The sequence below is a fragment of the Streptomyces sp. NPDC093600 genome (assembly GCF_044764755.1).
Taxonomy (GTDB): Bacteria; Actinomycetota; Actinomycetes; order Streptomycetales; family Streptomycetaceae; genus Streptomyces.
Map to the genome: position 1 here is coordinate 172,924 of NZ_JBIWIU010000002.1, position 22,123 is coordinate 195,046.

The window sequence follows — 22,123 nt, forward strand, 5'->3', positions numbered from 1 at the left end:
GCCGTCCGTCAGTCCGTCGGTAGGCCCACGGTCGCCCAGGCCTTCATCACGGCCTGGATCTCCGCCCCGTCGCCGTACCGCGCCTTCGCCGCCGCCACCGTGGCCTTGGCGAACTCGTCGAACCGGGTCCCGGGGGTGAGCGTCCCCCCGGTCATCACGTCGTACCAGATCTGCCCCGGCCGCTCCCAGGCGTTGCCGCCCAGCTCGGTCGCCGCCAGATAGAACGCGTGGTTGGGGATGCCGGAGTTGATGTGCACGCCGCCGTTGTCCTGGCTGGTGCGGACGTAGTCGTCCATGTGGCCGGGCTGCGGGTCCTTGCCCAGGACGTCGTCGTCGTACGCCGTGCCCGGAGCCTTCATCGAGCGCAGCGCCGTCCCCTGGACGTTCGGGTGGAACAGGCCCTCGCCGATCAGCCAGTCGGCGTCCGCGGCGCTCTGGCCCAGCGCGTACTGCTTCACCAGCGAGCCGAAGACGTCCGAGACGGACTCGTTGAGGGCGCCGGACTGGCTGAAGTACTCCAGGTTCGCGGTGTGCTGTGTGAAGCCGTGCGTCAGCTCGTGGCCGATGACGTCCACGGGGAGGGTGAAGTCGAGGAAGATCTCGTCGTCGCCGTCGCCGAACACCATCTGCTCGCCGTTCCAGAAGGCGTTGCCGTAGTTCTCGTCGTAGTGGACGGTCGCCAGGAGCGGCAGGCCGGCGCCGTCGATCGAGTCGCGGCCGTAGGCGTTCAGGAAGAGGTCGAAGGTGGCGCCGAGCCCGGCGTAGGCGCGGTTGACGGTGGCGTCGCCGGTCGCCTCGTCGCCCTCGCCGCGGACCTCGACGCCCGGCAGCTCGGTCCGGCGCTGGGCGTCGTACACGGTGCGCCGCGGGCGGGCCGGGTCGGCGGGCGCCGGAGCCGTGGCGGAGGTGGAGGCGGCGTGCGGGAGCGTGCGGGCCGTCCGGGTGGCGGCGTCCGCGACCAGGGTCCGGCGGGCCACGGCCGCGATCGCCGGGTCGGCGGACCGGGCCAGGTGCTCCAGCAGGTGAGGCGGCACGATCGAGCAGAAGACAGGGTGGTGCGCGGGGGAGGTCATCCCAGCAATGTCGCACTGAGTCATGGGGCTGTCACGAGATGCGACGAGGATCCGCGAAATGGAGTGATTCGTCACTTTTTCACATTGGTGAGTTGGTCGTCCCGCATACTGAAACAGGACGTCCGGACTCCGCCGTCCTGAGCTAGGCTGCGGCACATCATGCGTTTCGGGCTGCTTCTCCTTAGCTGCCGCGGCGAGGGCCTGTAGTCGTAGGCCGACCCCCTCCCCGCGGGACCTGGTGTTGCGTTCGACAGTCGGCCGTCCCTCCCCAGCTGGACCCGAGGAGCCCTACGCAATGTCCCAGCCCGTTGGCCGCCCCACGCCCATCACCAACGCCACCCAGATGCAGAAGCCGTCCGGGATGCCGATCCACAAGTACGGCCGGTACGAGGCCGTGCACATCCCCGACCGGACCTGGCCCGAGCAGCGCATCACCAAGGCGCCCCGCTGGCTGTCCACGGACCTGCGCGACGGCAACCAGGCCCTGATCGACCCGATGAGCCCCGCCCGCAAGCGCGAGATGTTCGACCTGCTGGTGCGCATGGGCTACAAGGAGATCGAGGTCGGCTTCCCCTCCTCCGGCGAGACCGACTTCAACTTCGTGCGCTCCATCATCGAAGAGGGCGCGGTCCCGGACGACGTCACCATCTCCGTACTGACCCAGGCCCGCGAGGACCTGATCGAGCGGACCGTGGAGTCCCTGGTCGGCGCCAAGCGCGCCACCGTCCACCTGTACAACGCCACCGCACCCACCTTCCGCCGGGTCGTCTTCCGCGGCTCGAAGGAGGACATCAAGCAGATCGCCGTCGACGGCACGCGGCTGGTCATGGAGTACGCGGACAAGCTGCTGGGCGACGAGACGATCTTCGGCTACCAGTACAGCCCGGAGATCTTCACCGACACCGAGCTGGACTTCGCCCTGGAGGTCTGCGAGGCGGTCTGCGACGTCTGGCAGCCCGAGGAGGGCCGCGAGATCATCCTCAACCTGCCCGCCACCGTGGAGCGTTCGACGCCGTCCACGCACGCGGACCGGTTCGAGTGGATGTCCCGCCACCTGACCCGCCGCGAGTACATCTGCCTGTCCGTGCACCCGCACAACGACCGCGGTACGGCGGTGGCGGCCGCCGAGCTGGCCATCATGGCCGGCGCCGACCGTATCGAGGGCTGCCTGTTCGGGCAGGGCGAGCGGACCGGCAACGTCGACCTGGTGACCCTGGGCATGAACCTGTTCTCGCAGGGCGTGGACCCGCAGATCGACTTCTCGCAGATCGACGAGATCCGCCGCACCTCCGAGTACTGCAACCAGATGGAGGTCCACCCGCGCCACCCCTACGCGGGCGACCTGGTCTACACCGCCTTCTCCGGCTCCCACCAGGACGCCATCAAGAAGGGCTTCGACGCCATGGAGGCCGACGCGGCCGCCGCGGGCAAGACCGTCGACGAGATCGAGTGGGCCGTTCCGTACCTGCCGATCGACCCGAAGGACGTCGGCCGCTCCTACGAGGCCGTGATCCGGGTCAACTCCCAGTCCGGCAAGGGCGGTATCGCCTACGTCCTGAAGAACGACCACAAGCTGGACCTGCCGCGCCGGATGCAGATCGAGTTCTCGAAGATCATCCAGCAGAAGACGGACACCGAGGGCGGCGAGGTCACCCCGGCCGCGATCTGGTCCGTCTTCCAGGACGAGTACCTGCCGAACCCGGAGAACGCCTGGGGACGCATCCAGCTGCGTTCCGGCCAGACCACCTCCGACACGGACGGCACCGACACCCTGACCGTCGAGGCGGTCGTGGACGGCGTCGAGACCGTGCTGAGCGGTACCGGCAACGGCCCGATCTCGGCCTTCTTCGACGCCCTGCAGTCCATCGGCGTCGACGCGCGGCTGCTGGACTACCAGGAGCACACGATGAGCGAGGGCGCCTCCGCGCAGGCCGCCTCGTACATCGAGTGCGCCATCGACGGCAAGGTCCTGTGGGGCATCGGCATCGACGCCAACACCACCCGCGCCTCGCTGAAGGCCGTCATCTCGGCCGTCAACCGGGCCGCACGCTGACGCTCCGTACGGGCATCGGTTCCGGTCGGTGACGAACCCGTCACCCACATGGTTCACCACCGCCGCACCCGCCCCTTCTGACGCGCTGACCGCGTCTTTCGGCCCCCGGCCGCCTCGATGAGGCGACTGGGGGCCGTGGCGGGTCTCGGCCATGTCGATGGCGATCTGACGACGAGGTGCTGACGCCACATCACAGATGTGGTTAACATCACGCCCACGTCGGCAGTGTTGCCGTGTCGTTAAGGGAGGTGCGACGTGCGGTCTGCCCGAGAGTCACGTTGTCGAAAAGTGGGCGTCTGCGGCATTCGTACTTCCTGGAACACCGTCGGAGACGGTGAGTTCTTCTGCGAGGAGTGCGGCGGCGACCGCAACTACCGGCGCCGGACCGGCCGCCGGCGGTTCGCCGTCCTGGGAGTGCCGGTCCTGCCCCGCGGAGCCGCCGGGCCGGTCATCGAATGCGCCGCGTGCCACACCCACTTCGGTACGGACGTGCTCGACCACCCGACGACGAGCCGTTTCTCCGCGATGCTGCGGGACGCCGTGCACACCGTCGCCCTCGCCGTGCTCGCGGCGGGCGGCGCCTCCTCCCGTACGGCGGTGGACACCGCGGTCACGGCGGTCCGGGCGGCCGGCTTCGCCGAGTGCACCGCCACCCAGTTGACCGACCTCGTCGAGGCGCTGGCGGCCGACACCGGCCGCTTCCTTCCCGACGTGGGCGGCGGCGGCGCCGCCCTCGCCATCGAGCTGCACGAGGCCCTGGAGCCGCTCACCCCGCACCTGGCCGCCTCCGGACGGGAGTCGATCCTGCTCCAGGGAGCCCGGATCGCCCTCGCCGACGGTCCGTACAGCGCGGCCGAGCGGGACGTGCTGAGCACCGTCGGCAACGCCCTGGCGCTCTGCGCCGACGACACCGCCCGGCTGCTCACCACCGCGAGGACGCTGCTCTGAGCCGTACCCCCTACGGCGCGTGCCCCTACGGCGCGATGTTGTGGTTGAGGCGGAAGACGTTGTCGGGGTCGTAGCGTCGCTTGACCGCCCGCAAGCGGTCGTAGTTCTGCCGGTAGTTGACGCGTACCCGGCTCTGGTCGTCGGTGTCCATGAAGTTGACGTAGCCGGCCTCCTGGGTGTGCGGGCGCAGCGCGGCGTCGTACGCCCGGGTCCAGGCGATGTTCCGCTCCGTGTCGGCGGGATCGGTGTAGCTGGCGCCGAACGAGGCGGAGAAGGCCGCGTCGCGGTAGGCGAACGCCGTGTCCTCGGCGCCGACCCGGTGGCACGCCCCGTCGATCGGGAAGATCGCGGTGTCGGACTGCATCGACGGCATCGTCTGCCCGAACTCCATGTGGACGTCGATGGCGCCGTCGGTCAGTTCACGGCTGAAGTTGCCCTTCCAGTAGTGGTAGAGGCCCGGTGGCAGGTCCTCGTCGAAGAGCGTGTTGATCGCCGGGTACGGCACCCGGTCGACGGCCTGCCCGAGGACCGGCCCGAGCGCGGCGAGACGGGCGCGGACCTTCTCGTCCTCCTCGGCGGGGCCGCTGAAGCAGACGGCGACGCCGCAGACCGGGCGGCCCTGCCAGCGCTCCGGCAGGAACGGGAGCTGCGGCCCGAGCATCGTCACGAGGAGCGTGTTCAGCTCCTCCGGCGCCTCGGCGTTCATCTCCCGCCAGCGGCGGGCGACCTCGGCGTTCGGCGGGAAGAGCACGACTCCGCCGAGGACGTCCGAGACCGGGTGCAGCCGGAACTCGAACGAGGTGACGACGCCGTAGTTGCCGCCGCCGCCGCGCAGCGCCCAGAACAGGTCGGGGTGCCGCTCGGCGTCGCAGGTGATCAGCGTGCCGTCGGCGGTGACGACATCGGCCGACAGGAGGTTGTCGCAGCTCAGGCCGTAGCGGCGGGTGAGGTGGCCCATGCCGCCGCCGAGGGTGAGACCGCCGACGCCGGTGGTGGAGATGACGCCGCCGGTGGTGGCGAGGCCGAAGGCGTGCGTGGCGTGGTCGAAGTCGCCCCAGGTGCAGCCGCCCTCGACGCGGGCGGTGCGGGCCGCGGGGTCCACCCGCACCCCGCGCATCCGGGACAGGTCGACGACGAGACCGTCGTCGACGGTGCCGTGACCGGCGACGGAGTGGCTGCCGCCGCGGACCGCGAGGGGCAGTCCGTTGTCACGGGCGAAGAGGAGGCCGGCGATCACGTCGCCGGCGTCGACGGCCCGTACGACGACGGCCGGACGGCGGTCGTGCAGGGCGTTGTAGACGCGGCGGGCCTCGTCGTACGACGGGTCGCCGGGGGCGACGACGTCGCCGCGGACGGCACCGCGCAGCAGGTCGAGCGAGAGATCAGCGGTCAGGGTGTTCATGGACCCGTTGTAGGCCGGCGGGCCCGGCACGGGCATCGGTCGAACCGCCCATATCGGGCGTGGGCCGCCAGTGGGTGGATCTGCCCAGGGGGAGCCGGGGGGCCTGATCTGCTCGGCGGGGTCTACGCCAGGCCGTGGGCGTAGGCGTACGCCGTGGCGGCGGTGCGGGAGGCCACGTCCAGCTTGGCGAAGATGTTGTTGAGGTGGCGGGCGACCGTGTGCTCGCTGATGGTCAGCGCCCGCGCGATGTCCCGGTTGGAGCCGCCCGCCGCGACCAGCCGCAGCACCTCGGCCTCCCGTTCGGTCAGCCCGCCGGGCAGGGTACGGCGGCGGTTGCCGGCCAGCAGGGCGGTCGCCCGCCGGGCGTCGGGCAGCGCGCCGAGCCGTTCGAACGTGGACCGTGCGGCGGCGAGTTCCAGCCGGGCCGCCTCGTCGTCGCCCTCGGCCCGGTCGGCGGCGGCGAGCAGCATCCGTACCTGCGCGGCCTCGTACGGCACGCGCAGCGCCAGCCAGCCGGCCAGCGCCCGGCGCAGGGGGCGGTGCGCCGGTTCGTGCCGGGCCAGCGCGAGGGCGCCGCGGGCGGTGTCGGCCATGGCGCCCAGGAGGGGCGCCCCGGGGGCCAGAGTCTCCAGCTCCGCGACCGCCGCCGCGGCACCGTCCACGTCCCGGACGGCCAGGGCCACCTCGCTCTGCGCGGCGAGCAGCCGCGCCCGGCCCAGAAGGTCGTGGCGGTCGCTCTGACAGGCCAGGGCCAGCTTCAGCCCGGCCACGGCGGCGTCGGCCTTGCCCTGGGCCAGCCGTAGCAGCGCGAGGCCGGGCTGCGGGATCCTGCCGAGTTCGTGGGCGTGTCCGTACGAGACGGCGGCGGCGTCGAGCCGCCCCTGCCTGCGCCGGATCTCCCCGGCCTTGTAGTGCGCCTCGGCGGCGGCCTCCAGGCTGTCCGGAAGGACCTCCTCGCAGACGCGGGCGGCCTCTGCCTCGGCGAGCTCCCACACCCCGAGCAGATCGAGGACCTCGACGTGGTGGATCCGGCACAGCCCCCGGAAGGGGTTGTCGGTGACCGGCGCGGGCGCGCCCGCCGGGAGAGGCGACGGTGCGCCACCGGGCGCGGGCCCGGCGGAGCGCGTCCCGCCCATGGTGCCGTCATCGACCGGCGTCCCCGGGGCGTCGGGTCGGCGGACGTGCTGTGCCCAGGGAGCCTCGCACCAGGTCATCGCCGCGGAGGTCCATTCGACCGCCCGGCCGAGGTCCGCGGCCTCCATGCACTCGGTGAGCGCCAGGCAGTAGAGCCAGCCGGTGAACATGCCGCTCAGTTCGCCCGCCGTCACCGCGCACATCGCGTCGTCGAGGAGGGCGAGCCCCTCCGCCCGGCGCCCGTTCGCCAGCAGGACGGCCGCGTGCGCCTGGCGGCTCAGGGCGACGAGGTCCGGGTTGCCGGAGTGGCGGGCGATGCGGTTCATGCGCAGCACGGCGGCGAGGGCCGCGTCCGGGTCGCGGTGCTCCAGGGCCTCCTCCGCGTTGCTCCAGGCGAGGTAGCACTGCTCGGGGCACTCGGGCTCCCGCTCCAGGTGGTGGCGGGCCCGGTGCAGCCAGCCCGACGCGGCCGCCGGCCGCCCCATGCAGCGGTACTCGAAGGCCAGCCACCACGCGGCGTGTCCGGCCCCCCGGTGGTCGTCGGCCGCCGCGTGCGCGGCGTGGGAGCGCAGCCGGGCGGCGACCGACTCGTCGATGTGGCCCGCCCACCAGGCGGCGTCGGCGAGGATGTCCAGGTCTTCGGGCGTGAGGGCGTGCGAGGGATGCAGGTCGAAGTCGCGCAGCAGGAAGTACGCCTCGGCCCAGGACTCACGTGAAGCCGCGTCCCGTGCCCGCCGCACGGCAGGGGCAGCCTCTTCGACGGGGACGGCCATGGCGGCTCACTTCCCTTCCCGGCCCTTCCAGAATATGAGCGCGGGAGGCAGCCGTCGAAGCGGTGCGGTGCGGTGCGGTGCGGCGCGGGGAACGGGCCGGGCCCGACTCGTACGCCGCTGCGTACGCATCGGGCCCGGGCCGTCGGCCGTGGGTGCTAGCTCGGAGTGACCGCGTTGCTGGCCTTCAGCATCTCGTCACGCTCGACGATCTTCACCCGCTCACGGCCCTGCGGCTCGCCCAGCGCCTTCTCGGCGGCGTCCAGGGCGTACCAGCCCTCCCAGGTCGTGTACGTGACGCCCTTGGACTCCAGGAAGGAGACGACGGCCTCGGTCTCCGGGGTCTCGGGCGTCAGCAGCCGGCCGTGGGCGAAGTCGTCGAGGAGGTTGGCGACGGTCTCGTTGGCGTCGCCCTTGGTGTGGCCGATGAGGCCGACCGGACCGCGCCGGATCCAGCCGGTGACGTACGTCGAGGCCAGGTGCTCGCCGCTCTCCTCGATCACGCGGCCGCCCTGGTCGGGGACGGTGCCGGAGGCGGTGTCCCAGGGCAGCTTGGGCAGTTCGTCGGAGAGGTAGCCGACGGCGCGGTAGACGGCCTGCACGTCCCAGTCGGTGGTCTTGCCGGTGCCGTTGACGTTCCCGGTGCCGTCGAGCTCGGTGCGCTCGGTGCGCAGGCCGACGACCTTGCCGTCCTCGCCGAGGATCTCGGCCGGCGACTCGAAGAAGTGCAGGAAGAGCTTGTGCGGGCGGTCGCCGACATCGCGGATCGCCCAGTTCTCCAGGGTCTTGGCGACCATGTCGGTCTGCTTGTTCTTGCGGCGCTCGGCGATCGAGCCCTCGTCGTAGTCGATGTCCTCGGGGTTGACGATGACCTCGATCGTCGGCGAGTGGTCCAGCTCGCGCAGCTCCATGGGGCTGAACTTCGCCTGCGCCGGGCCGCGGCGGCCGAAGACGTGGATCTCCACGGCCTTGTTGGCCTTGAGGCCGTCGTAGACGTTCGGCGGGATCTCGGTCGGCAGCAGCTCGTCCGCCGTCTTGGCGAGGATGCGCGCGATGTCGAGGGCCACGTTGCCGACGCCGAGCACGGCGACCTTCTCGGCGTGCAGCGGCCAGGTGCGGGGCACGTCGGGGTGCCCGTCGTACCAGGAGGCGAAGTCGGCGGCGCCGTACGAGCCGTCGAGCTCGACGCCGGGGATGCGGAGCTCGCGGTCGGCCATGGCGCCGGTGGAGAAGACGACGGCGTCGTAGAAGGCGCGCAGATCGTCCAGGTGGATGTCGGCGCCGTACTCGACGTTGCCGAAGAGGCGGACCTGCGGCTTGTCGAGCACCTGGTGCAGGGCGGTGATGATGCCCTTGATCCGGGGGTGGTCGGGCGCCACGCCGTACCGGATCAGGCCGAAGGGAGCCGGCATCCGCTCGAAGATGTCGATCGACACGCCCGGCTCGGCGGCGGCCTCGGACTTCAGCAGCGCATCGGCGGCATAGATTCCGGCGGGGCCGGCGCCGACGATCGCGACCCGGAGAGGGCGGGGCATGTCTGGGTTCCCTTCGCAAGCGACGTGACGGCGAATGCTGCCGTCACTTAGGCCACCCTAATTAACGCCCTTCGGGAAGCGGTACCCGCCCCCGGTCTATGACCTCATAAGCCAGGCTTATGAGGTCCATAAGCGCGCCTAAGTGACTTGGTGCCCGGCAAGATCCGAAAGACACGCCCTAGCGGCCGAAGGCGGGGAGCCCGAGCTGGATCGCCCCGTAGAGGACGGGAGCCGCGATGGCGAGGATGACCACGCCGCCGATCAGCTCCTTGACCGGCTGGCCCCACCCCATGCAGCGGACCGCGCTGTCGGGCCTGCGCGGGTGGTAGGCGACCCGGATCACGTCGCCCGCGGGCGAGCTGGAGACGGCGTGCAGCTTGCCGCTGCTGTCCGCGTACGCGTACGTGGTCCTGCCCTCAAGGAAGACCTGCCGCGCCTCGACGGTGACGCCGTAGCGGGGCAGGTACCAGTTCTCCCACGCCGTCCACATCATCGCGTACGCGGCGAGGGCGATCGCCAGGCCGAGGCCACCGAGCAGCAGCGTCGCGATCCCGCGGCTCACATGGATCTCGATGCCGACGGCCCCGGAGAAGGCGAGAAGTGCGATGCCGATGACGATCCCCGCCCACTTGGCGAAGGTCAGCCCCGGGCCCGGGTCCCGGGCCTCGTCTTCCTCCTCCTCGACCTCCTCACCCGGATTCCTCAGGTCACGGGTGATGACGAGCGCCGATCCGTCGACCGCTTCCGCTCCCTCTGTGCGGGCCGGCAGAGAGCCGTTCACCGTGTCGGCGAAGACGGTGGCGGCGGCACCGCTCACGTCCGCGATCCGGTACACGGTCGGCTCGTTGCCCGCCGGGGCCGTCAACTCGACGGCCACCCGGCGCCCTTCGGCCCGGATGCGCGCGATGGCCGCGAGCGGGATGCGCACCTCCTCGTAGGGGTGGCGCAGCAGCAGTTCTTCGCCCTCGGAGCGGAGTTCGCTGCCCTCGTTGTTCTGGAGAACGGGTATGGGCGAAGTGATCGACATGGCGTGATCGTAGGGGCGGACCGGGGGCCGGTGAAGGGGGCGGCGGGGGTTACGGGCGGGTCCTGTGCTGCCGTACGGTCCGCCCATGGTCATTTCAGTGCTCATCGGCTTCGTCGTCCTGTCCGTGCCGGCTCTCGCCTTCAGCCTCCTGCTGATCAGCGGCGAGCGGCGGGAGCTGAAGAGGATGAGGGAGCTGGACGAGACCGGCATCGAGGTCCAGGCGCGCCTGACACGCGTCATGCCGGTCGGCACGAAGGGCTACGGCCGGGTGCTGTACGAGTTCGACGTACCGGACGGTGAGACCGTCCGGTACGAGAAGCCCGACAGCCTCGCCCCCCTGCACGTGGTGGGCGCCACCTTCCCGCTCGTCCACCACCCCCGGAACACCAAGAGCCTTCACATGGGGACGAAGGCGGTCGTCCGCAAGGAGCGCAAGAGCCGCGAGAGCTCAGTGAAGCTCGCGTACGGGTTCACGTCCGTGTCCGCCGCCGTGTGCGCCCTCGCGATCGTGGGCCTCGTCCTCAGCCCTTGAGCGCGGAGACGAAGGAAGCCCAGGCGGCGGCGGGGAGGATGAGGGCGGGGCCGGCGGGGTTCTTGGAGTCGCGGACGGGGACGACGCCGGGGATGTCGTCGAGGACTTCGACGCAGTCGCCGCCCGAAGCGTTGCTGTACGAGCTCTTGAACCAGCATGCCTTGCTCAGGTCGTACTCGCGCATCGTCTGTAGTCCTCCGCCGCCGACTCGATCAGGGCCAGGGACGCCTCCGGCGACAGCGTGGCGACCCTGAGCAGATCGTAGGCGCGCTGTGCGTGCTTCACCGCTGCCGGATCATCAAGCAACGTCCCCGAAAACTCCGTCTCTGTATAGGCGGTTGGAGGCGCGTCCTCGAAATCCATGAGCTTGTGCGTGCCGCTCATGTGCGCGTGCGCACCCACAGCGCGGGGGAGCACCATGACCAGCACCACCCGCTCGCGCGCCAGCGCCGTCAGGTGCTCCAGCTGCGCCGCCATCACCGGCGCGCCACCTACCGGCGTCAGCAGGGCGTTCTCGTGCACGATCACCCAATATTCGGGCCGTGTAGCGTCCTTGAGGATTCTTGCCCTTTGGAGGCGGGCGGTGAGCTTCTCCTCGACGTACTCCTCCGTGGCGAACGGGTACAACGCGAGCGTCTGCGCCCGCGCGTACTCCGCCGTCTGCAGCAGCCCCGGCATCACCGTCGGCGCGAACTCGCAGATCTTCGTCGCCAGCGCCTCCAGTTCCACCACCGGCTCGAAGTAGGACGCGTACGGTGATGCGTTGATCAGTCGCCTACACGTCCGTTCGAAAAACCGCCGGTTTGTAGGACCTCGTCGATTCGCCGGGCCACATCCGGCTGCGGCTTCCGAATTCCCTGTTCGAACTGGCCGATGTATCCGCCGGAAACGAACACCCGCTCGCCCAGTTCCCCTTGCGTCATCCCCTTCTCTTCCCGCTGGGCCTTCAGCTCCTGGCCGAAGAACCGCCACGTGTCCAGCCGTCGAGCTTTGGCCATAGATTAACTCCCCCTCGCTACGCCGCAGTTGTAGGACCTGCGCATCTCCCGATGCTACGGATCCGGTACCACCCTGGGTGCGGTAAGCGGGAAATGGATTCGGAAAAGGATGCGTTGGTGAAGGAACACGACATGCGGTCGATCAAGGGGTCAGTCGAAGAAGCGAGCGAGGCGGTGGCGGAATTGCGCGAGGCGCTCGTACGGGCGGGAATCGTGCTGCCGTCCCTCGGGCTCGACGCCGTCACCCTCGCCTCCGACAACCCCCGGCCGCTCATCGAATTGGGACGCTGCACGGTGGAAACGGCGCGCCGGCTGGCCGCCGCCGTACTGCCGGTGGAAGAAGGGGGCCGGTCATGAAACTGCCCATCGGGTCGTACGTCATCGAGATCCGCACCGGGCGTGTGGGAACGGTCATGGGTCACGAGGGCCCCTACGTCCAGCTGCGGCCGCTCGGCGGCGGGCGGGAGTGGGACGCGGAGCCGGACGGGGTCCGGGAGGCGACCTCGGCGGAGCGGATCAGCGCGGCGACTGCGCACGCGAACGCGCGCAGTCGCGGCGAGGTGCCGTGAGGGGCCTACTGGACCAGTGAAGCATCCACCCGCACACGCTTGCCGGGCGCGCCCAGCTGGTCCAGCAGTTGGCGGATGTCGTCGGGGTCGGACGTCACGATGACGGCAGCGGACTCGGCGGCAAGCGCGGCAACCGCACCATCCACCGGGTCCGACGTGCCGGCGCGTCCCAGCAACTCTCCGACGGACCGGGCGAGCCTGTCGTCCAGGGCGGCGATCGCGCAGCCGTTCAGGACCCGCGCCACCATCGCCTGGCGGCCGCCGTTGCGCCACACCTGCGCGACGACAGGTGCTGGAACGACCGGCACTCCGCCCGCCGTGAGGTAGGAGCGGTGAGCCCGCCAGAACGTCGTCCGGTTCTGTTCTGCCGCGATCAGCGCGCCTGCGTCGTACACCACGGTTCGGAGGGTGCCCATAGTTACGCCGCCCTTCCGGTGGAGGCCGCGTCATCCGCAGGGATCTCGGGGATCGGGCGGGTCACCAGCTCCATGAACTCGTCCACAACGGCCTGCTCCTCCGGGGTCGGGGGCGGGAACCCCGCCATCGCCTCCTCCGCCGCCGCCAGGCCCGCCTCGATCTTCGCCGCTCTCTCGGCTGCACGGGACAGCCACGCGGATACGCTCAGTCCCTCCCGTTCGGCCGCGATCTTGGCCGCTTCCAGCGTCTCGCCCGGGATCGTGATGGTGACTCGCTCAAGGCTCATACGATGAGTGTTACTGACGGCATATGCCCGCCGCCAGGCGTCCGGCGGGCCTTCATCACAAGGAGTGAGTCCCGTCTCCCGGCCCTGGCGCCCCCGCCAGTACGGGAGAATGGGCCCATGAGCCTGTTCCGCGACGACGGCATCGTGCTGCGCACCCAGAAGCTGGGTGAAGCGGACCGCATCATCACGCTGCTCACGCGCGGTCACGGACGCGTACGCGCCGTGGCGCGCGGGGTGCGGCGGACGAAGTCGAAGTTCGGGGCCAGGCTGGAGCCCTTCTCCCACGTCGATGTGCAGTTCTTCGCGCGGGGGAGCGATCTCGTCGGGCGCGGCCTGCCGCTCTGCACCCAGAGCGAGACCATCGCCGCGTACGGGAGCGGGATCGTCACCGACTACGCCCGCTACACCGCCGGTACGGCGATGCTGGAGACCGCCGAGCGGTTCACGGACAACGAGGGCGAGCCGGCCGTGCAGCAGTATCTGCTGCTCGTCGGGGGCCTGCGCACGCTCGCGAACGCGGAGCACGCCCCCCACCTGATCCTCGACGCCTTCCTGCTGCGCTCCCTCGCCGTCAACGGGTACGCGCCCAGTTTCCAGGACTGCGCGAAGTGCGGCCTCCACGGGCCCAACCGTTTCTTCTCGGTCGCGGCGGGTGGAGTCATATGCGGCGACTGCCGTGTGCCGGGCAGCGTCGTACCCTCTCCGGAGGCCATCGGCCTGCTCAGCGCGCTGCTGACCGGCGACTGGGCGACGGCGGACGCGTGCGAGCCGCGTCACGTCAGGGAGGGCAGCGGACTGGTGTCCGCCTATCTGCACTGGCACCTGGAGCGCGGTCTGCGCTCGCTGCGGTACGTAGAGAAGAGCTAGGAGAATCCATCGCATGGCCATCGCACGACGCGGAATCCTCGGACGGAACCGGCGTGAGTACAAGGTCCCCGAGCCGCACCCGTCCGGTGCCCGCCCGCCGAAGCTCCCCGGTGAGCTGGTGCCGAACCACGTCGCGTGCGTCATGGACGGCAACGGCCGCTGGGCACAGGAGCGCGGGCTGCCGCGCACCGAGGGGCACAAGGTCGGCGAGGGCGTGGTCCTGGACGTGCTGAAGGGCTGCCTGGAGCTCGGGGTGAAGAACCTGTCGCTCTACGCCTTCTCCACGGAGAACTGGAAGCGGTCGCCGGAGGAGGTCCGCTTCCTGATGAACTTCAACCGGGACGTGATCCGTCGCCGGCGTGACGAGATGGACGAGCTGGGCATCCGTATCCGCTGGGTCGGCCGCATGCCGAAGATGTGGAAGTCGGTCGTCCAGGAGCTGCAGGTCGCGCAGGAGCAGACGGTCGACAACGACGCGATGACGCTGTACTTCTGCGTGAACTACGGCGGCCGCGCGGAGGTCGCCGACGCGGCGAAGAAGATCGCGGAGGATGTGGCGGCGGGGCGGCTGGACCCGTCGAAGGTCAACGAGAAGACCTTCCAGAAGTACCTCTACTACCCGGACATGCCGGACGTCGACCTCTTCCTGCGCCCCAGCGGCGAGCAGCGCACCTCCAACTACCTGATCTGGCAGAGCAGCTACGCGGAGATGGTCTTCCAGGACGTGCTGTGGCCGGACTTCGACCGCCGGGACCTGTGGCGGGCGTGCGTCGAGTACGCCTCCCGCGACCGCCGCTTCGGCGCGATCCCGGCCGAGGACCGCGCGGCGATGGGCAACGGCACGGTGCCACCCCAGGGCCCGGCGGATGCCGCGGCTTCCCCCAAGGCGTGATGTGAGGGACGTGGGGGCGGACGAGAGAGTCCAGCTGTTCTACGAACCGACGCCCGCCGACGCGAGAGAGGCCGTCCGGTTCCGGCTGCGGGACAGCCCCTCCGGTCGTCGCATGCGGTGGCTGATGTCGGCCACCGCCGTCGTGGCCTTCCTCGTCATCGTGCTGAAGCTGACGGGTTCGGTGGCGTCGGACGGGATCACCGTGCCGTTGCTGGGCGGCCTGCTCGTGTACGCCCTGCTCCTGGGGCCGCTCCAGCCGTGGTGGGCCGGGCGGCGGATGTACCGGGCGTCCAGGCCGCAGGGGGAGTTGTGGGCCGTCGTGAACGACCGTGGGGTCCGCTGGACCGGCCGGGATCACGAGAGCTTCCGTCCGTGGTCGACGGTGCTCAGGTACGCGGAGACCGGCTCGTTCTTCGCTCTCCTGACGGCCGACTCGGTCGCCCTCCTGCCCAAGCGTGGCCTGGTCGACCCCGCCGACGTCGACCGTCTGCGGGAGCTGCTCGACCGGCGCCTCACTCGCGTCTGAGACCCGCGCGTCTGCCGCACCGCGTCTGACGCACGCGCACGTGAAAGGGCCCGCCCCCCTTGCCGGGGGCGGGCCCTTCTGGCGTTTCAGGTCACTTCAGCGCGCACTCCGCGCAGGTGCCGAAGATCTCGACCGTGTGGGCCACGTTCACGAAGCCGTGTTCCGCCGCGATCGTGTCCGCCCATTTCTCCACCGCCGGGCCCTCGACCTCGACCGCCTTGCCGCAGACGCGGCAGACGAGGTGGTGGTGGTGGTCGCCGGTCGAGCAGCGGCGGTAGACCGTCTCGCCGTCGCTGGTGCGCAGCGCGTCGACCTCGCCCGCGTCCGCCAGGGACTGCAGCGTGCGGTAGACCGTGGTCAGGCCGACCGAGTCGCCGCGGTGCTTGAGCATGTCGTGCAGCTCCTGGGCGCTGCGGAACTCGTCCACCTCGTTCAGTGCGGCCGAGACAGCGGCCCGCTGTTTGGTCGAGCGGCCGCGTACGGGGGGTCCTGCCGTCGCCACAGGGGCCTCCTTGGAATCTTCGTTGCCCCCGCCATTCTGCCAGGCCCCTAGACCGGGACGTCGTCCGTCGGCCGCCGGGTGGCCGGGACGGCCATGTCGCACTCCGCGGAGGCCGCCTCCGCCGCCCGGGCCCGCCGTCTCGCCAGCGGCGTCGCGAGGAGCGTGAGGGCGATGAAGACGCCGATCGCGAGCAGCACGATCGTCGCGCCCGGCGGCACGTCCTGGTAGTACGTCGTGATGGTGCCGGACAGGGTGACGCCGACGCCGATCACGACCGCGAGCACGAACGTCGTACGGAACGACTTGGACAACTGCTGGGCCGCTGCCACCGGCACCACCATCAGCGCACTGACCAGCAGCAGGCCGACGACGCGCATGGCGACCGTGACGGTCACCGCGGCGGTGACCGCGACGAGCAGGTTCAGGGCGCGCACCGGAAGACCGGTGACGCGGGCGAACTCCTCGTCCTGGCTGACCGCGAACAGCTGGCGGCGCAGGCCCACCGTGACGAGGATCACGAAGGCCGCCAGGACGGCGATCGCGGTGACGTCCGCGTCCGACACGGTCGACAGCGATCCGAAGAGGTAGGAGAGCAGGTTTGCGTTGGAGCCGTCGGCGATGCTCATCAGCATGACGCCGCCCGCCATGCCTCCGTAGAAGAGGAGCGCCAGCGCGATGTCGCCGCGGGTCCTGCCGTAGGCCCGGATCAGTTCCATCAGGACGGCGCCGACCACGGCGACCAGGGTCGCCATCCACACCGGGCTGGAGCTCAGCAGGAAGCCGAGGCCCACGCCGGTCATGGCGACATGGCCGATGCCGTCGCCCATCAGCGCCTGGCGGCGCTGGACGAGGTAGATCCCGACGGCGGGGGCGGTGATGCCGACGAGGACGGCCGCGAGAAGCGATCGCTGCATGAAGGCGGGCTCGAGGAATTCCATGATCAGATCAACTTCCTCAGGTCAGCAGTCCCGTGCGGAGCGGCTCGTCGGCCGCGTGCGGATGTACGTGGTCGTGGCCGGGCAGCGCGTGCTGGCCGACGGCCTTCGGCGGCGGGCCGTCGTGCACCACGCAGCCGTCACGGAGCACCACGGCCCGGTCGATCAGCGGCTCCAGCGGGCCCAGCTCGTGCAGGACGAGGAGGACGGAGGTGCCGCCCGCGACCTGCTCGCGCAGGGTCGCGGCGAGGATCTCCTGGCTGGCGAGGTCGACGCCGGCCATCGGCTCGTCCATGATCAGCAGCTCGGGATCCGAGGCGAGGGCGCGGGCGATCAGAACGCGCTGGTGCTGGCCGCCGGAGAGGGCGGAGACGGAGTCCTTGGCGCGGTCGGTCAGGCCGACGAGCGCGATGGCCCGCTCGACGGCGGCCCGGTCGGCCTTGGTCAGCCAGCCCAGCCGCTTCCGGGAGAGCCGGCCCGAGGAGACGACCTCGCGGATCGTGGCGGGCACGCCGCTCGCGGCGGTGGTGCGCTGCGGTACGTAACCGATCCGGGACCAGGCGCGGAATCGCTTCTGCTCCGTACCGAACAGGGATATGGAGCCGTCGGTCAGCGGCACCTGGCCGATGACGGCGCGGACGGCGGTCGACTTGCCGGAGCCGTTGGCGCCGAGTAGCGCGACGACCTCACCGTGCTGGACGGTGAGGTCGACGCCGCGCAGTACGGGGCGCGAGCCGAGGGCCGCCGTGGCTCCGCGGACGGAAAGAACGGGGTCGATGGCCATGGCTCGTGCCTCCGATACGTGCGTGGGTGTCACTTGGCGCCGAGGGCCTTCTTCAGCGCGGTGAGGTTGGACCGCATGACCTCGATGTAGTCATCGCCCTTGGACCGGTCCGTGATTCCCTCCAGCGGGTCGAGCACGTCGGTCTTCAGACCGGTGTCGGTGGCGAGGGTCTTCGCGGTCTTGTCGCTGGCGAGGGTCTCGAAGAAGACGGTGGAGACCTTCTCCTTCGCCGCGATGTCCTGGAGCTCCTTGATCCGGGCGGGGCTCGGCTCGGACTCGGGGTCCATGCCGGAGATGCCCTCCTGGTCCAGGCCGTAGCGCTCGGCGAGGTAGCCGAAGGCGGAGTGGGTGGTGATGAACGTCTTGGTGGTGGTGTTCTTCAGGCCGGTCTCGAACGCGGTGTCCAGGTCGCCGAGCTTCTTCACCAGGGCGTCGGTGTTCTTGCGGTAGTCGGCGGCGTGGCCCGGGTCGGCCTTCGCCAGGGAGGCGCCGACGCCCTTGGCGACCTCGGCGTACTTCACGGGGTCGAGCCAGATGTGCGGGTCGGCGCCGGCCTCGGACTCGTGGCCCTCGTGGCCGTGCTCGTCGGCGTGTGCCTCGCCCTCGTGGGCGGCGTGCTCCTCGGCGGTCTCGCCGGCGTGGTCGTGGCCGGTCTCGGTACCGTGTTCCTCGAGCTTCGTGAGGGTGGCGGCGTCGACCGTGTTCTTGACGCCGGCCTGCTTGATCGCCTCGTCGACGGCGGGCTGGATGCCCTTGAGGTAGAGGATGTAGTCGGCCTCGCCGAGCTCGCCTATCTGCTTGGGCTTGAGCTCCAGGTCGTGCGGCTCGACGCCCGGCTTGGTGAGCGTGCTGACGGAGACGTGGTCGCCGCCGATCTGCTCGGCCAGGTACTGCATGGGGTAGAACGACGCCACCACGCTCAGCTTGCCGTCGCTCGGCCGGTCGGCGGCGTCGGAGGTACCGGAGCAGGCGGACAGCGTGACGAGCCCGAGGGAGACGGCTCCGGCGACGGCGGCGGTGGGTATCAGGCGGCGTACGTTCATGACACTCATTTTCAACAAAATTGGAAACGATTGTCAATTGTCCTACTTGTGTTCCCGGCCACGCCCGTACGGCGCGGGCCGCGGCCGGACCGATTTGATACGGGGGGCACGCGCGCCGGTAATCTGAGGCATTCGCACTTCGTCGTCGTAATGAAGAGAGCACCGTGGCCGCCGACAAGATCGACACCATCGTCAGCCTGAGCAAGCGCCGTGGCTTCGTCTACCCCTGCAGTGAGATCTACGGCGGCCAGAAGGCCGCCTGGGACTACGGGCCGCTGGGTGTCGAGCTGAAGGAGAACATCAAGCGTCAGTGGTGGCGTTACATGGTCACCTCGCGCGAGGACGTCGTCGGCATCGACTCGTCGGTGATCCTGGCCACCGAGGTCTGGGAGGCCTCCGGTCACGTCGCCACGTTCACGGACCCGCTGACCGAGTGCACCTCCTGCCACAAGCGCTACCGCGCGGACCACCTGGAGGAGGCGTACGAGGAGAAGCACGGCCGCCTCCCCGAGAACGGCCTCGCCGACCTCAACTGCCCCAACTGCGGCAACAAGGGCACCTTCACCGAGCCCAAGCAGTTCTCGGGTCTGCTCTCCACCCATCTCGGCCCGACCCAGGACTCCGGCTCCGTCGCCTACCTGCGCCCCGAGACCGCCCAGGGCATCTTCACCAACTTCGGCCAGGTGCAGCAGACTTCGCGCAAGAAGCCGCCGTTCGGCATCGCCCAGATGGGCAAGTCCTTCCGGAACGAGATCACTCCGGGCAACTTCATCTTCCGCACCCGCGAGTTCGAGCAGATGGAGATGGAGTTCTTCGTCAAGCCGGGCGAGGACGAGCAGTGGCACGAGTACTGGATGGAGCAGCGCTGGAACTGGTACACCGGCCTGGGTCTCCGTGAGGAGAACATGCGCTGGTTCGAGCACCCGAAGGAGAAGCTCTCCCACTACTCCAAGCGGACCGCCGACATCGAGTACCGCTTCCAGTTCGGCGGCAGCGAGTGGGGCGAGCTCGAGGGCGTCGCCAACCGCACCGACTACGACCTGAAGGCGCACTCCAAGGCGTCCGGCAACGAGCTGTTCTTCTTCGACCAGGAGGCCAACGAGCGCTGGACTCCGTACGTCATCGAGCCGGCGGCCGGTGTCGGCCGGACGATGCTGGCGTTCATGCTCGACGCGTTCAACGAGGACGAGGCCCCGAACGCCAAGGGCGTCATGGAGAAGCGCACCGTGATGCGCTTCGACCACCGCATCGCGCCGGTCAAGGTCGCCGTCCTGCCGCTGTCGCGGAACCCGCAGCTGTCGCCGAAGGCCAAGGGCCTCGCCGCCGACCTGCGGCAGAACTGGAACATCGAGTTCGACGACGCGGGTGCCATCGGCCGCCGCTACCGTCGCCAGGACGAGATCGGTACGCCGTTCTGCGTCACCGTCGACTTCGACACCCTCGACGACAACGCGGTGACCGTGCGCGAGCGCGACACCATGAAGCAGGAGCGCGTCTCCCTCGACCAGATCCAGGGCTACTTGGGCAGCCGCCTGCTGGGCTGCTGACCCCCGGATCACGGACACGCCGAAGCCCCCGGTTCCCGCTGCGGAACCGGGGGCTTCGGCGTACGTCGTCAGGCGCGCAGGCCGCGCAGCAGCAGGTCCAGCACCGCGTCGAACTCGGCCTCGATCGTGGGGCGCCGCCACTCGGGGGCGTAGGCCGGGTCGTGGAAGCGGCACGTCGCGTCGAACAGCGCGCGAGCCGTCGCGTCGGCGTCGGCGGCGGTGAACTCCCCGCCCCGGACGCCCTCTTCGACGATCGCACGGACCTGGCTGATCAGGACGTCGATGTGCTGCTCCACGACGCCGCTGCTCTCGTCGATCAGCACGCCGTAGGTGGCGAAGAGCTCGGGGTCGTCGCCCGCCTTGTGGCGCTTGGCCTCGAAGAGGCCGGCGAACCAGGCGCGCAGCCGCTCCGCCGCCGGCCGGTCCGGTGCCTCGATCAGCTCGGCCAGGGCGACCTCGGCGCGGGTCAGCCAGCGGTGGGTGACCGCCTCGCGCAGCGCCGCCTTCGTACGGAAATGGCGGTAGACGCTGCCGTGGCTCACGCCGAGCACCCGGGCCACGTCGACGACGGTGGCCTTCGCCGGGCCGTAGCGCCGCAGCACCTCTTCGGTGGCTTCGAGGATGCGCTCTGCGGTGAGGGTCTCGGTGGGCATGGGTTGACAGTACCTGTCAGCCGAACGACAGGTCGCCGGGCAGGTCAGCGCTCGCTGTCGAGGTGCGCCATCTGGGCCGCGGGGTAGCGCTCACCGGCCGCCGCGCCCACCGGCACGGCCCGCTCGATCGCGGCGAGGTCGGCCGCGTCCAGCGTCACGTCCAGGGCCCCGAGCGCCTCGGCGAGACGGTCCCGGCGGCGGGCGCCGATCAGCGGGACGATGTCGACGCCGTGCCGGGGGCCCTGGGCGAGCACCCAGGCGATCGCGGTCTGCGCGACCGTCGCACCCTTGGTCTCGGCTATGGCTCGCAGCTGGTCCACGAGGTCCAGGTTGCGGTGGAGGTTGTCGCCCTGGAAGCGCGGGCTCATCCCCCGGAAGTCGCCCGGCGCCAGCTCGCGGTCCCGGGTGAAGTGGCCGCTGATCAGACCGCGGGAGAGCACGCCGTACGCCGTGACGCCGATGCCCAGCTCGCGGGCGGCCGGCAGGATCTTCTCCTCGATGCCCCGGGATATGAGGGAGTACTCGATCTGCAGGTCGGCGATCGGGGCGACCGCCGCCGCGCGCCGCAGGGTGTCCGCCCCGACCTCGGAGAGGCCGATGTGCCGGACGTGCCCGGCCTCGACCAGCTCCGCGATGGCGCCGACGGTCTCCTCGATCGGGACGTCCGGGTCGACACGGGCGATCCGGTAGATGTCGATGTGGTCCGTGCCCAGGCGCTGCAGGGAGTACGCGGCGAAGTTCCGCACCGCCGCCGGACGGCCGTCATAGCCGGTGAAGCCGCCCTCGACCGTGCGCAGGGCGCCGAACTTCACGCTGGTCAGCACCTTCTCGCGGGCTGCGGCGGGAGCGGTGCGCAGGGCTTCGTCGATCAGCAGTTCGTTGTGCCCCATGCCGTAGAAGTCACCGGTGTCCAGGAGCGTGACGCCCGCGTCGAGCGCGGCGTGGATGGTCGCGATCGATTCGGCGCGGTCGCTCTCGCCGTACAGCGCGGACATGCCCATGCAGCCGAGGCCGAGGGCGGAGACCTCGGGGCCGGTGGTGCCGAGGGAGCGGGTCGGGAGGGGGCGGGCGGGGAGGGAGGTCATGAGGGTCTCCTCGGAAGAAGGGTCGGAGAGTGACGCATGGCAACCATGGCATGATGACTGACAGATTTCAATGTCTGTCAGTCGCGAGGGGGGCGCGGCCGGAAACCCGTGTGCCGACGCCCGGTCGGCCGGGGTAGCGTCTACGCCATGTCCTCGTTCTTCCAGATCTACGAGTGAGAGCGCCGCGGGTTCGACTCCCGCGCAGCGCCAGCCGACTCACCACCGCATTTCTCACTGATGGGAGAACCCCATGGCCAAGGGCCGCAACAACCTTCTCGGCGTCGGCGGACAGCGCAAGAAGCTGTCCCGCGCCGACCAGCAGGGCGCCGTTCAGAGCAGCAACGCCGACCGCAGGAGCGCTGACGACCAGAAGCAGGAGCTGCTGAGGAAGATGCGCGAGCGCGCGGCGGGAACCGAGGGCACGGAAGGCGCCGAGACCGCCACGGCCGGCCAGGAGTAAGCACCGGCGCGTACGACGAAGGGCCCGGGTCACCACGGTGACCCGGGCCCTTCGTCGTACGCGATCCGCGGAAGGGTCGACGGGC

At 70.4% G+C, this 22,123-nt stretch carries 24 protein-coding genes and 1 pseudogene; 10 read left to right on the forward strand and 15 right to left on the reverse strand.

Translation table 11 applies throughout. The features are described from left to right. Positions 1-8: 8 nt before the first annotated feature. On the reverse strand, positions 9-1,073 hold the full coding sequence (locus ACIRB4_RS06425; protein ID WP_403288858.1) for a M4 family metallopeptidase: 1,065 nt from the start codon (positions 1,071-1,073) through the stop codon (positions 9-11). A 295-nt stretch (positions 1,074-1,368) separates the two neighbouring features. Between ACIRB4_RS06425 and leuA the strand changes: the two genes are divergently transcribed. Further along, on the forward strand, positions 1,369-3,126 hold the full coding sequence (gene leuA / locus ACIRB4_RS06430) for a 2-isopropylmalate synthase (RefSeq protein WP_403288860.1): 1,758 nt from the start codon (positions 1,369-1,371) through the stop codon (positions 3,124-3,126). A gap of 255 nt (positions 3,127-3,381) precedes the next feature. Further along, a complete protein-coding gene (locus ACIRB4_RS06435; protein WP_403288861.1) occupies positions 3,382-4,074 on the forward strand; it encodes a TerB family tellurite resistance protein in 693 nt (230 codons plus the stop codon). 25 nt (positions 4,075-4,099) lie between these two features. On the opposite strand, the gene ACIRB4_RS06440 is transcribed toward ACIRB4_RS06435, so the two are convergent. From ACIRB4_RS06440 to ACIRB4_RS06455, 4 genes are all read right to left on the reverse strand, one after another. Then, on the reverse strand, positions 4,100-5,476 hold the full coding sequence (locus tag ACIRB4_RS06440; protein WP_403288862.1) for an FAD-binding oxidoreductase: 1,377 nt from the start codon (positions 5,474-5,476) through the stop codon (positions 4,100-4,102). Positions 5,477-5,598: 122 nt separating this feature from the next. Further along, positions 5,599-7,383: a LuxR C-terminal-related transcriptional regulator gene (locus ACIRB4_RS06445; protein ID WP_403288863.1), complete on the reverse strand. Its 1,785-nt coding sequence runs from the start codon at positions 7,381-7,383 to the stop codon at positions 5,599-5,601. Positions 7,384-7,538: 155 nt separating this feature from the next. After that, positions 7,539-8,915 (reverse strand): FAD-dependent oxidoreductase, encoded by a 1,377-nt coding sequence (locus tag ACIRB4_RS06450; RefSeq protein WP_403288864.1) that lies wholly within the window; start codon positions 8,913-8,915, stop codon positions 7,539-7,541. A gap of 178 nt (positions 8,916-9,093) precedes the next feature. Continuing rightward, complete coding sequence (locus tag ACIRB4_RS06455) at positions 9,094-9,942, reverse strand: hypothetical protein (protein ID WP_403288865.1); 849 nt, start codon at positions 9,940-9,942, stop codon at positions 9,094-9,096. Positions 9,943-10,027: 85 nt separating this feature from the next. On the opposite strand from ACIRB4_RS06455, the gene ACIRB4_RS06460 reads away from it, so the two are divergent. Then, positions 10,028-10,474, forward strand: a complete 447-nt coding sequence (locus ACIRB4_RS06460; protein WP_403288866.1) for a hypothetical protein — start codon at positions 10,028-10,030, stop codon at positions 10,472-10,474. Here ACIRB4_RS06460 and ACIRB4_RS06465 read toward each other — a convergent pair. Next, positions 10,464-10,658 carry a DUF397 domain-containing protein gene (locus ACIRB4_RS06465; protein WP_403288867.1) on the reverse strand — a complete coding sequence of 65 codons (195 nt, stop codon included), beginning with the start codon at positions 10,656-10,658 and terminating at the stop codon, positions 10,464-10,466. The genes ACIRB4_RS06460 and ACIRB4_RS06465 overlap by 11 nt on opposite strands. Continuing rightward, positions 10,640-11,472 (reverse strand): annotated as a pseudogene (locus ACIRB4_RS06470) (Scr1 family TA system antitoxin-like transcriptional regulator). Before ACIRB4_RS06470 ends, ACIRB4_RS06465 begins: the two are co-directional and overlap by 19 nt. A 132-nt stretch (positions 11,473-11,604) precedes the next feature. Between ACIRB4_RS06470 and ACIRB4_RS06475 the strand changes: the two are divergent. Together ACIRB4_RS06475 and ACIRB4_RS06480 are read left to right on the forward strand one after the other, a co-directional pair. Then, on the forward strand, positions 11,605-11,829 hold the full coding sequence (locus tag ACIRB4_RS06475; RefSeq protein ID WP_403289619.1) for a hypothetical protein: 225 nt from the start codon (positions 11,605-11,607) through the stop codon (positions 11,827-11,829). Continuing rightward, positions 11,826-12,041 (forward strand): hypothetical protein, encoded by a 216-nt coding sequence (locus ACIRB4_RS06480; protein ID WP_403288868.1) that lies wholly within the window; start codon positions 11,826-11,828, stop codon positions 12,039-12,041. Before ACIRB4_RS06475 ends, ACIRB4_RS06480 begins: the two co-directional genes overlap by 4 nt. A gap of 5 nt (positions 12,042-12,046) precedes the next feature. On the opposite strand, the gene ACIRB4_RS06485 is transcribed toward ACIRB4_RS06480, so the two are convergent. Both ACIRB4_RS06485 and ACIRB4_RS06490 read right to left on the reverse strand, forming a co-directional pair. Beyond that, a complete protein-coding gene (locus ACIRB4_RS06485; protein ID WP_403288870.1) occupies positions 12,047-12,439 on the reverse strand; it encodes a PIN domain-containing protein in 393 nt (130 codons plus the stop codon). 20 nt (positions 12,440-12,459) lie between these two features. Further along, complete coding sequence (locus tag ACIRB4_RS06490; protein WP_403288871.1) at positions 12,460-12,744, reverse strand: hypothetical protein; 285 nt, start codon at positions 12,742-12,744, stop codon at positions 12,460-12,462. 117 nt (positions 12,745-12,861) lie between these two features. Between ACIRB4_RS06490 and recO the strand changes: the two genes are divergently transcribed. The 3 genes from recO to ACIRB4_RS06505 are packed head-to-tail and all read left to right on the forward strand — an operon-like array spanning position 12,862 to position 15,029. Further along, entirely contained in the window at positions 12,862-13,611 is a 750-nt protein-coding gene (recO, locus tag ACIRB4_RS06495) for a DNA repair protein RecO (RefSeq protein WP_403288872.1), read from the forward strand. Between the two features lie 19 nt (positions 13,612-13,630). Beyond that, positions 13,631-14,503 (forward strand): isoprenyl transferase, encoded by an 873-nt coding sequence (locus ACIRB4_RS06500; protein WP_403289620.1) that lies wholly within the window; start codon positions 13,631-13,633, stop codon positions 14,501-14,503. A gap of 10 nt (positions 14,504-14,513) precedes the next feature. Then, the gene (locus ACIRB4_RS06505) at positions 14,514-15,029 is read left to right on the forward strand and encodes a YcxB family protein (protein WP_403288873.1); all 516 of its coding nucleotides are present in this window, start codon (positions 14,514-14,516) and stop codon (positions 15,027-15,029) included. A gap of 91 nt (positions 15,030-15,120) precedes the next feature. Here the strand turns inward: ACIRB4_RS06505 and ACIRB4_RS06510 are convergent, their stop codons facing one another. The 4 genes from ACIRB4_RS06510 to ACIRB4_RS06525 are packed head-to-tail and all read right to left on the reverse strand — an operon-like array spanning position 15,121 to position 18,293. Next, positions 15,121-15,531, reverse strand: a complete 411-nt coding sequence (locus ACIRB4_RS06510; RefSeq protein WP_403288874.1) for a Fur family transcriptional regulator — start codon at positions 15,529-15,531, stop codon at positions 15,121-15,123. 47 nt (positions 15,532-15,578) lie between these two features. Beyond that, positions 15,579-16,469 carry a metal ABC transporter permease gene (locus tag ACIRB4_RS06515; RefSeq protein WP_403288876.1) on the reverse strand — a complete coding sequence of 297 codons (891 nt, stop codon included), beginning with the start codon at positions 16,467-16,469 and terminating at the stop codon, positions 15,579-15,581. Positions 16,470-16,485: 16 nt separating this feature from the next. After that, the gene (locus tag ACIRB4_RS06520) at positions 16,486-17,250 is read right to left on the reverse strand and encodes a metal ABC transporter ATP-binding protein (protein ID WP_403288877.1); all 765 of its coding nucleotides are present in this window, start codon (positions 17,248-17,250) and stop codon (positions 16,486-16,488) included. 29 nt (positions 17,251-17,279) lie between these two features. Next, on the reverse strand, positions 17,280-18,293 hold the full coding sequence (locus ACIRB4_RS06525) for a metal ABC transporter substrate-binding protein (RefSeq protein ID WP_403288878.1): 1,014 nt from the start codon (positions 18,291-18,293) through the stop codon (positions 17,280-17,282). A gap of 164 nt (positions 18,294-18,457) precedes the next feature. On the opposite strand from ACIRB4_RS06525, the gene ACIRB4_RS06530 reads away from it, so the two are divergent. After that, positions 18,458-19,840, forward strand: coding sequence for a glycine--tRNA ligase (locus tag ACIRB4_RS06530; RefSeq protein ID WP_403288879.1), 1,383 nt, complete (start codon positions 18,458-18,460; stop codon positions 19,838-19,840). Positions 19,841-19,908: 68 nt separating this feature from the next. Here the strand turns inward: ACIRB4_RS06530 and ACIRB4_RS06535 are convergent, their stop codons facing one another. Together ACIRB4_RS06535 and ACIRB4_RS06540 are read right to left on the reverse strand one after the other, a co-directional pair. Next, entirely contained in the window at positions 19,909-20,493 is a 585-nt protein-coding gene (locus ACIRB4_RS06535) for a TetR/AcrR family transcriptional regulator (protein WP_403288880.1), read from the reverse strand. Positions 20,494-20,537: 44 nt separating this feature from the next. Next, positions 20,538-21,578 (reverse strand): aldo/keto reductase, encoded by a 1,041-nt coding sequence (locus tag ACIRB4_RS06540; RefSeq protein WP_403288881.1) that lies wholly within the window; start codon positions 21,576-21,578, stop codon positions 20,538-20,540. A gap of 250 nt (positions 21,579-21,828) precedes the next feature. Here ACIRB4_RS06540 and ACIRB4_RS06545 point away from each other — a divergent pair, with 250 nt between their 5' ends. Next, the gene (locus ACIRB4_RS06545; RefSeq protein ID WP_403288882.1) at positions 21,829-22,038 is read left to right on the forward strand and encodes a DUF6243 family protein; all 210 of its coding nucleotides are present in this window, start codon (positions 21,829-21,831) and stop codon (positions 22,036-22,038) included. Positions 22,039-22,123: the final 85 nt, after the last annotated feature.

What these genes read in the sequence shown, in the direction of transcription:
- ACIRB4_RS06425 (WP_403288858.1), bottom strand. Translation starts at nt 1,073, where the DNA reads ATGACCTCCCCCGCGCACCACCCTGTCTTCTGCTCGATCGTGCCGCCT.
- leuA (WP_403288860.1), top strand. Translation starts at nt 1,369, where the DNA reads ATGTCCCAGCCCGTTGGCCGCCCCACGCCCATCACCAACGCCACCCAG.
- ACIRB4_RS06440 (WP_403288862.1), bottom strand. Translation starts at nt 5,476, where the DNA reads ATGAACACCCTGACCGCTGATCTCTCGCTCGACCTGCTGCGCGGTGCC.
- ACIRB4_RS06445 (WP_403288863.1), bottom strand. Translation starts at nt 7,383, where the DNA reads ATGGCCGTCCCCGTCGAAGAGGCTGCCCCTGCCGTGCGGCGGGCACGG.
- ACIRB4_RS06450 (WP_403288864.1), bottom strand. Translation starts at nt 8,915, where the DNA reads ATGCCCCGCCCTCTCCGGGTCGCGATCGTCGGCGCCGGCCCCGCCGGA.
- ACIRB4_RS06455 (WP_403288865.1), bottom strand. Translation starts at nt 9,942, where the DNA reads ATGTCGATCACTTCGCCCATACCCGTTCTCCAGAACAACGAGGGCAGC.
- ACIRB4_RS06460 (WP_403288866.1), top strand. Translation starts at nt 10,028, where the DNA reads ATGGTCATTTCAGTGCTCATCGGCTTCGTCGTCCTGTCCGTGCCGGCT.
- ACIRB4_RS06465 (WP_403288867.1), bottom strand. Translation starts at nt 10,658, where the DNA reads ATGCGCGAGTACGACCTGAGCAAGGCATGCTGGTTCAAGAGCTCGTAC.
- ACIRB4_RS06475 (WP_403289619.1), top strand. Translation starts at nt 11,605, where the DNA reads ATGCGGTCGATCAAGGGGTCAGTCGAAGAAGCGAGCGAGGCGGTGGCG.
- ACIRB4_RS06480 (WP_403288868.1), top strand. Translation starts at nt 11,826, where the DNA reads ATGAAACTGCCCATCGGGTCGTACGTCATCGAGATCCGCACCGGGCGT.
- ACIRB4_RS06490 (WP_403288871.1), bottom strand. Translation starts at nt 12,744, where the DNA reads ATGAGCCTTGAGCGAGTCACCATCACGATCCCGGGCGAGACGCTGGAA.
- recO (WP_403288872.1), top strand. Translation starts at nt 12,862, where the DNA reads ATGAGCCTGTTCCGCGACGACGGCATCGTGCTGCGCACCCAGAAGCTG.
- ACIRB4_RS06515 (WP_403288876.1), bottom strand. Translation starts at nt 16,469, where the DNA reads ATGGAATTCCTCGAGCCCGCCTTCATGCAGCGATCGCTTCTCGCGGCC.
- ACIRB4_RS06520 (WP_403288877.1), bottom strand. Translation starts at nt 17,250, where the DNA reads ATGGCCATCGACCCCGTTCTTTCCGTCCGCGGAGCCACGGCGGCCCTC.
- ACIRB4_RS06525 (WP_403288878.1), bottom strand. Translation starts at nt 18,293, where the DNA reads ATGAACGTACGCCGCCTGATACCCACCGCCGCCGTCGCCGGAGCCGTC.
- ACIRB4_RS06535 (WP_403288880.1), bottom strand. Translation starts at nt 20,493, where the DNA reads ATGCCCACCGAGACCCTCACCGCAGAGCGCATCCTCGAAGCCACCGAA.
- ACIRB4_RS06540 (WP_403288881.1), bottom strand. Translation starts at nt 21,578, where the DNA reads ATGACCTCCCTCCCCGCCCGCCCCCTCCCGACCCGCTCCCTCGGCACC.
- ACIRB4_RS06545 (WP_403288882.1), top strand. Translation starts at nt 21,829, where the DNA reads ATGGCCAAGGGCCGCAACAACCTTCTCGGCGTCGGCGGACAGCGCAAG.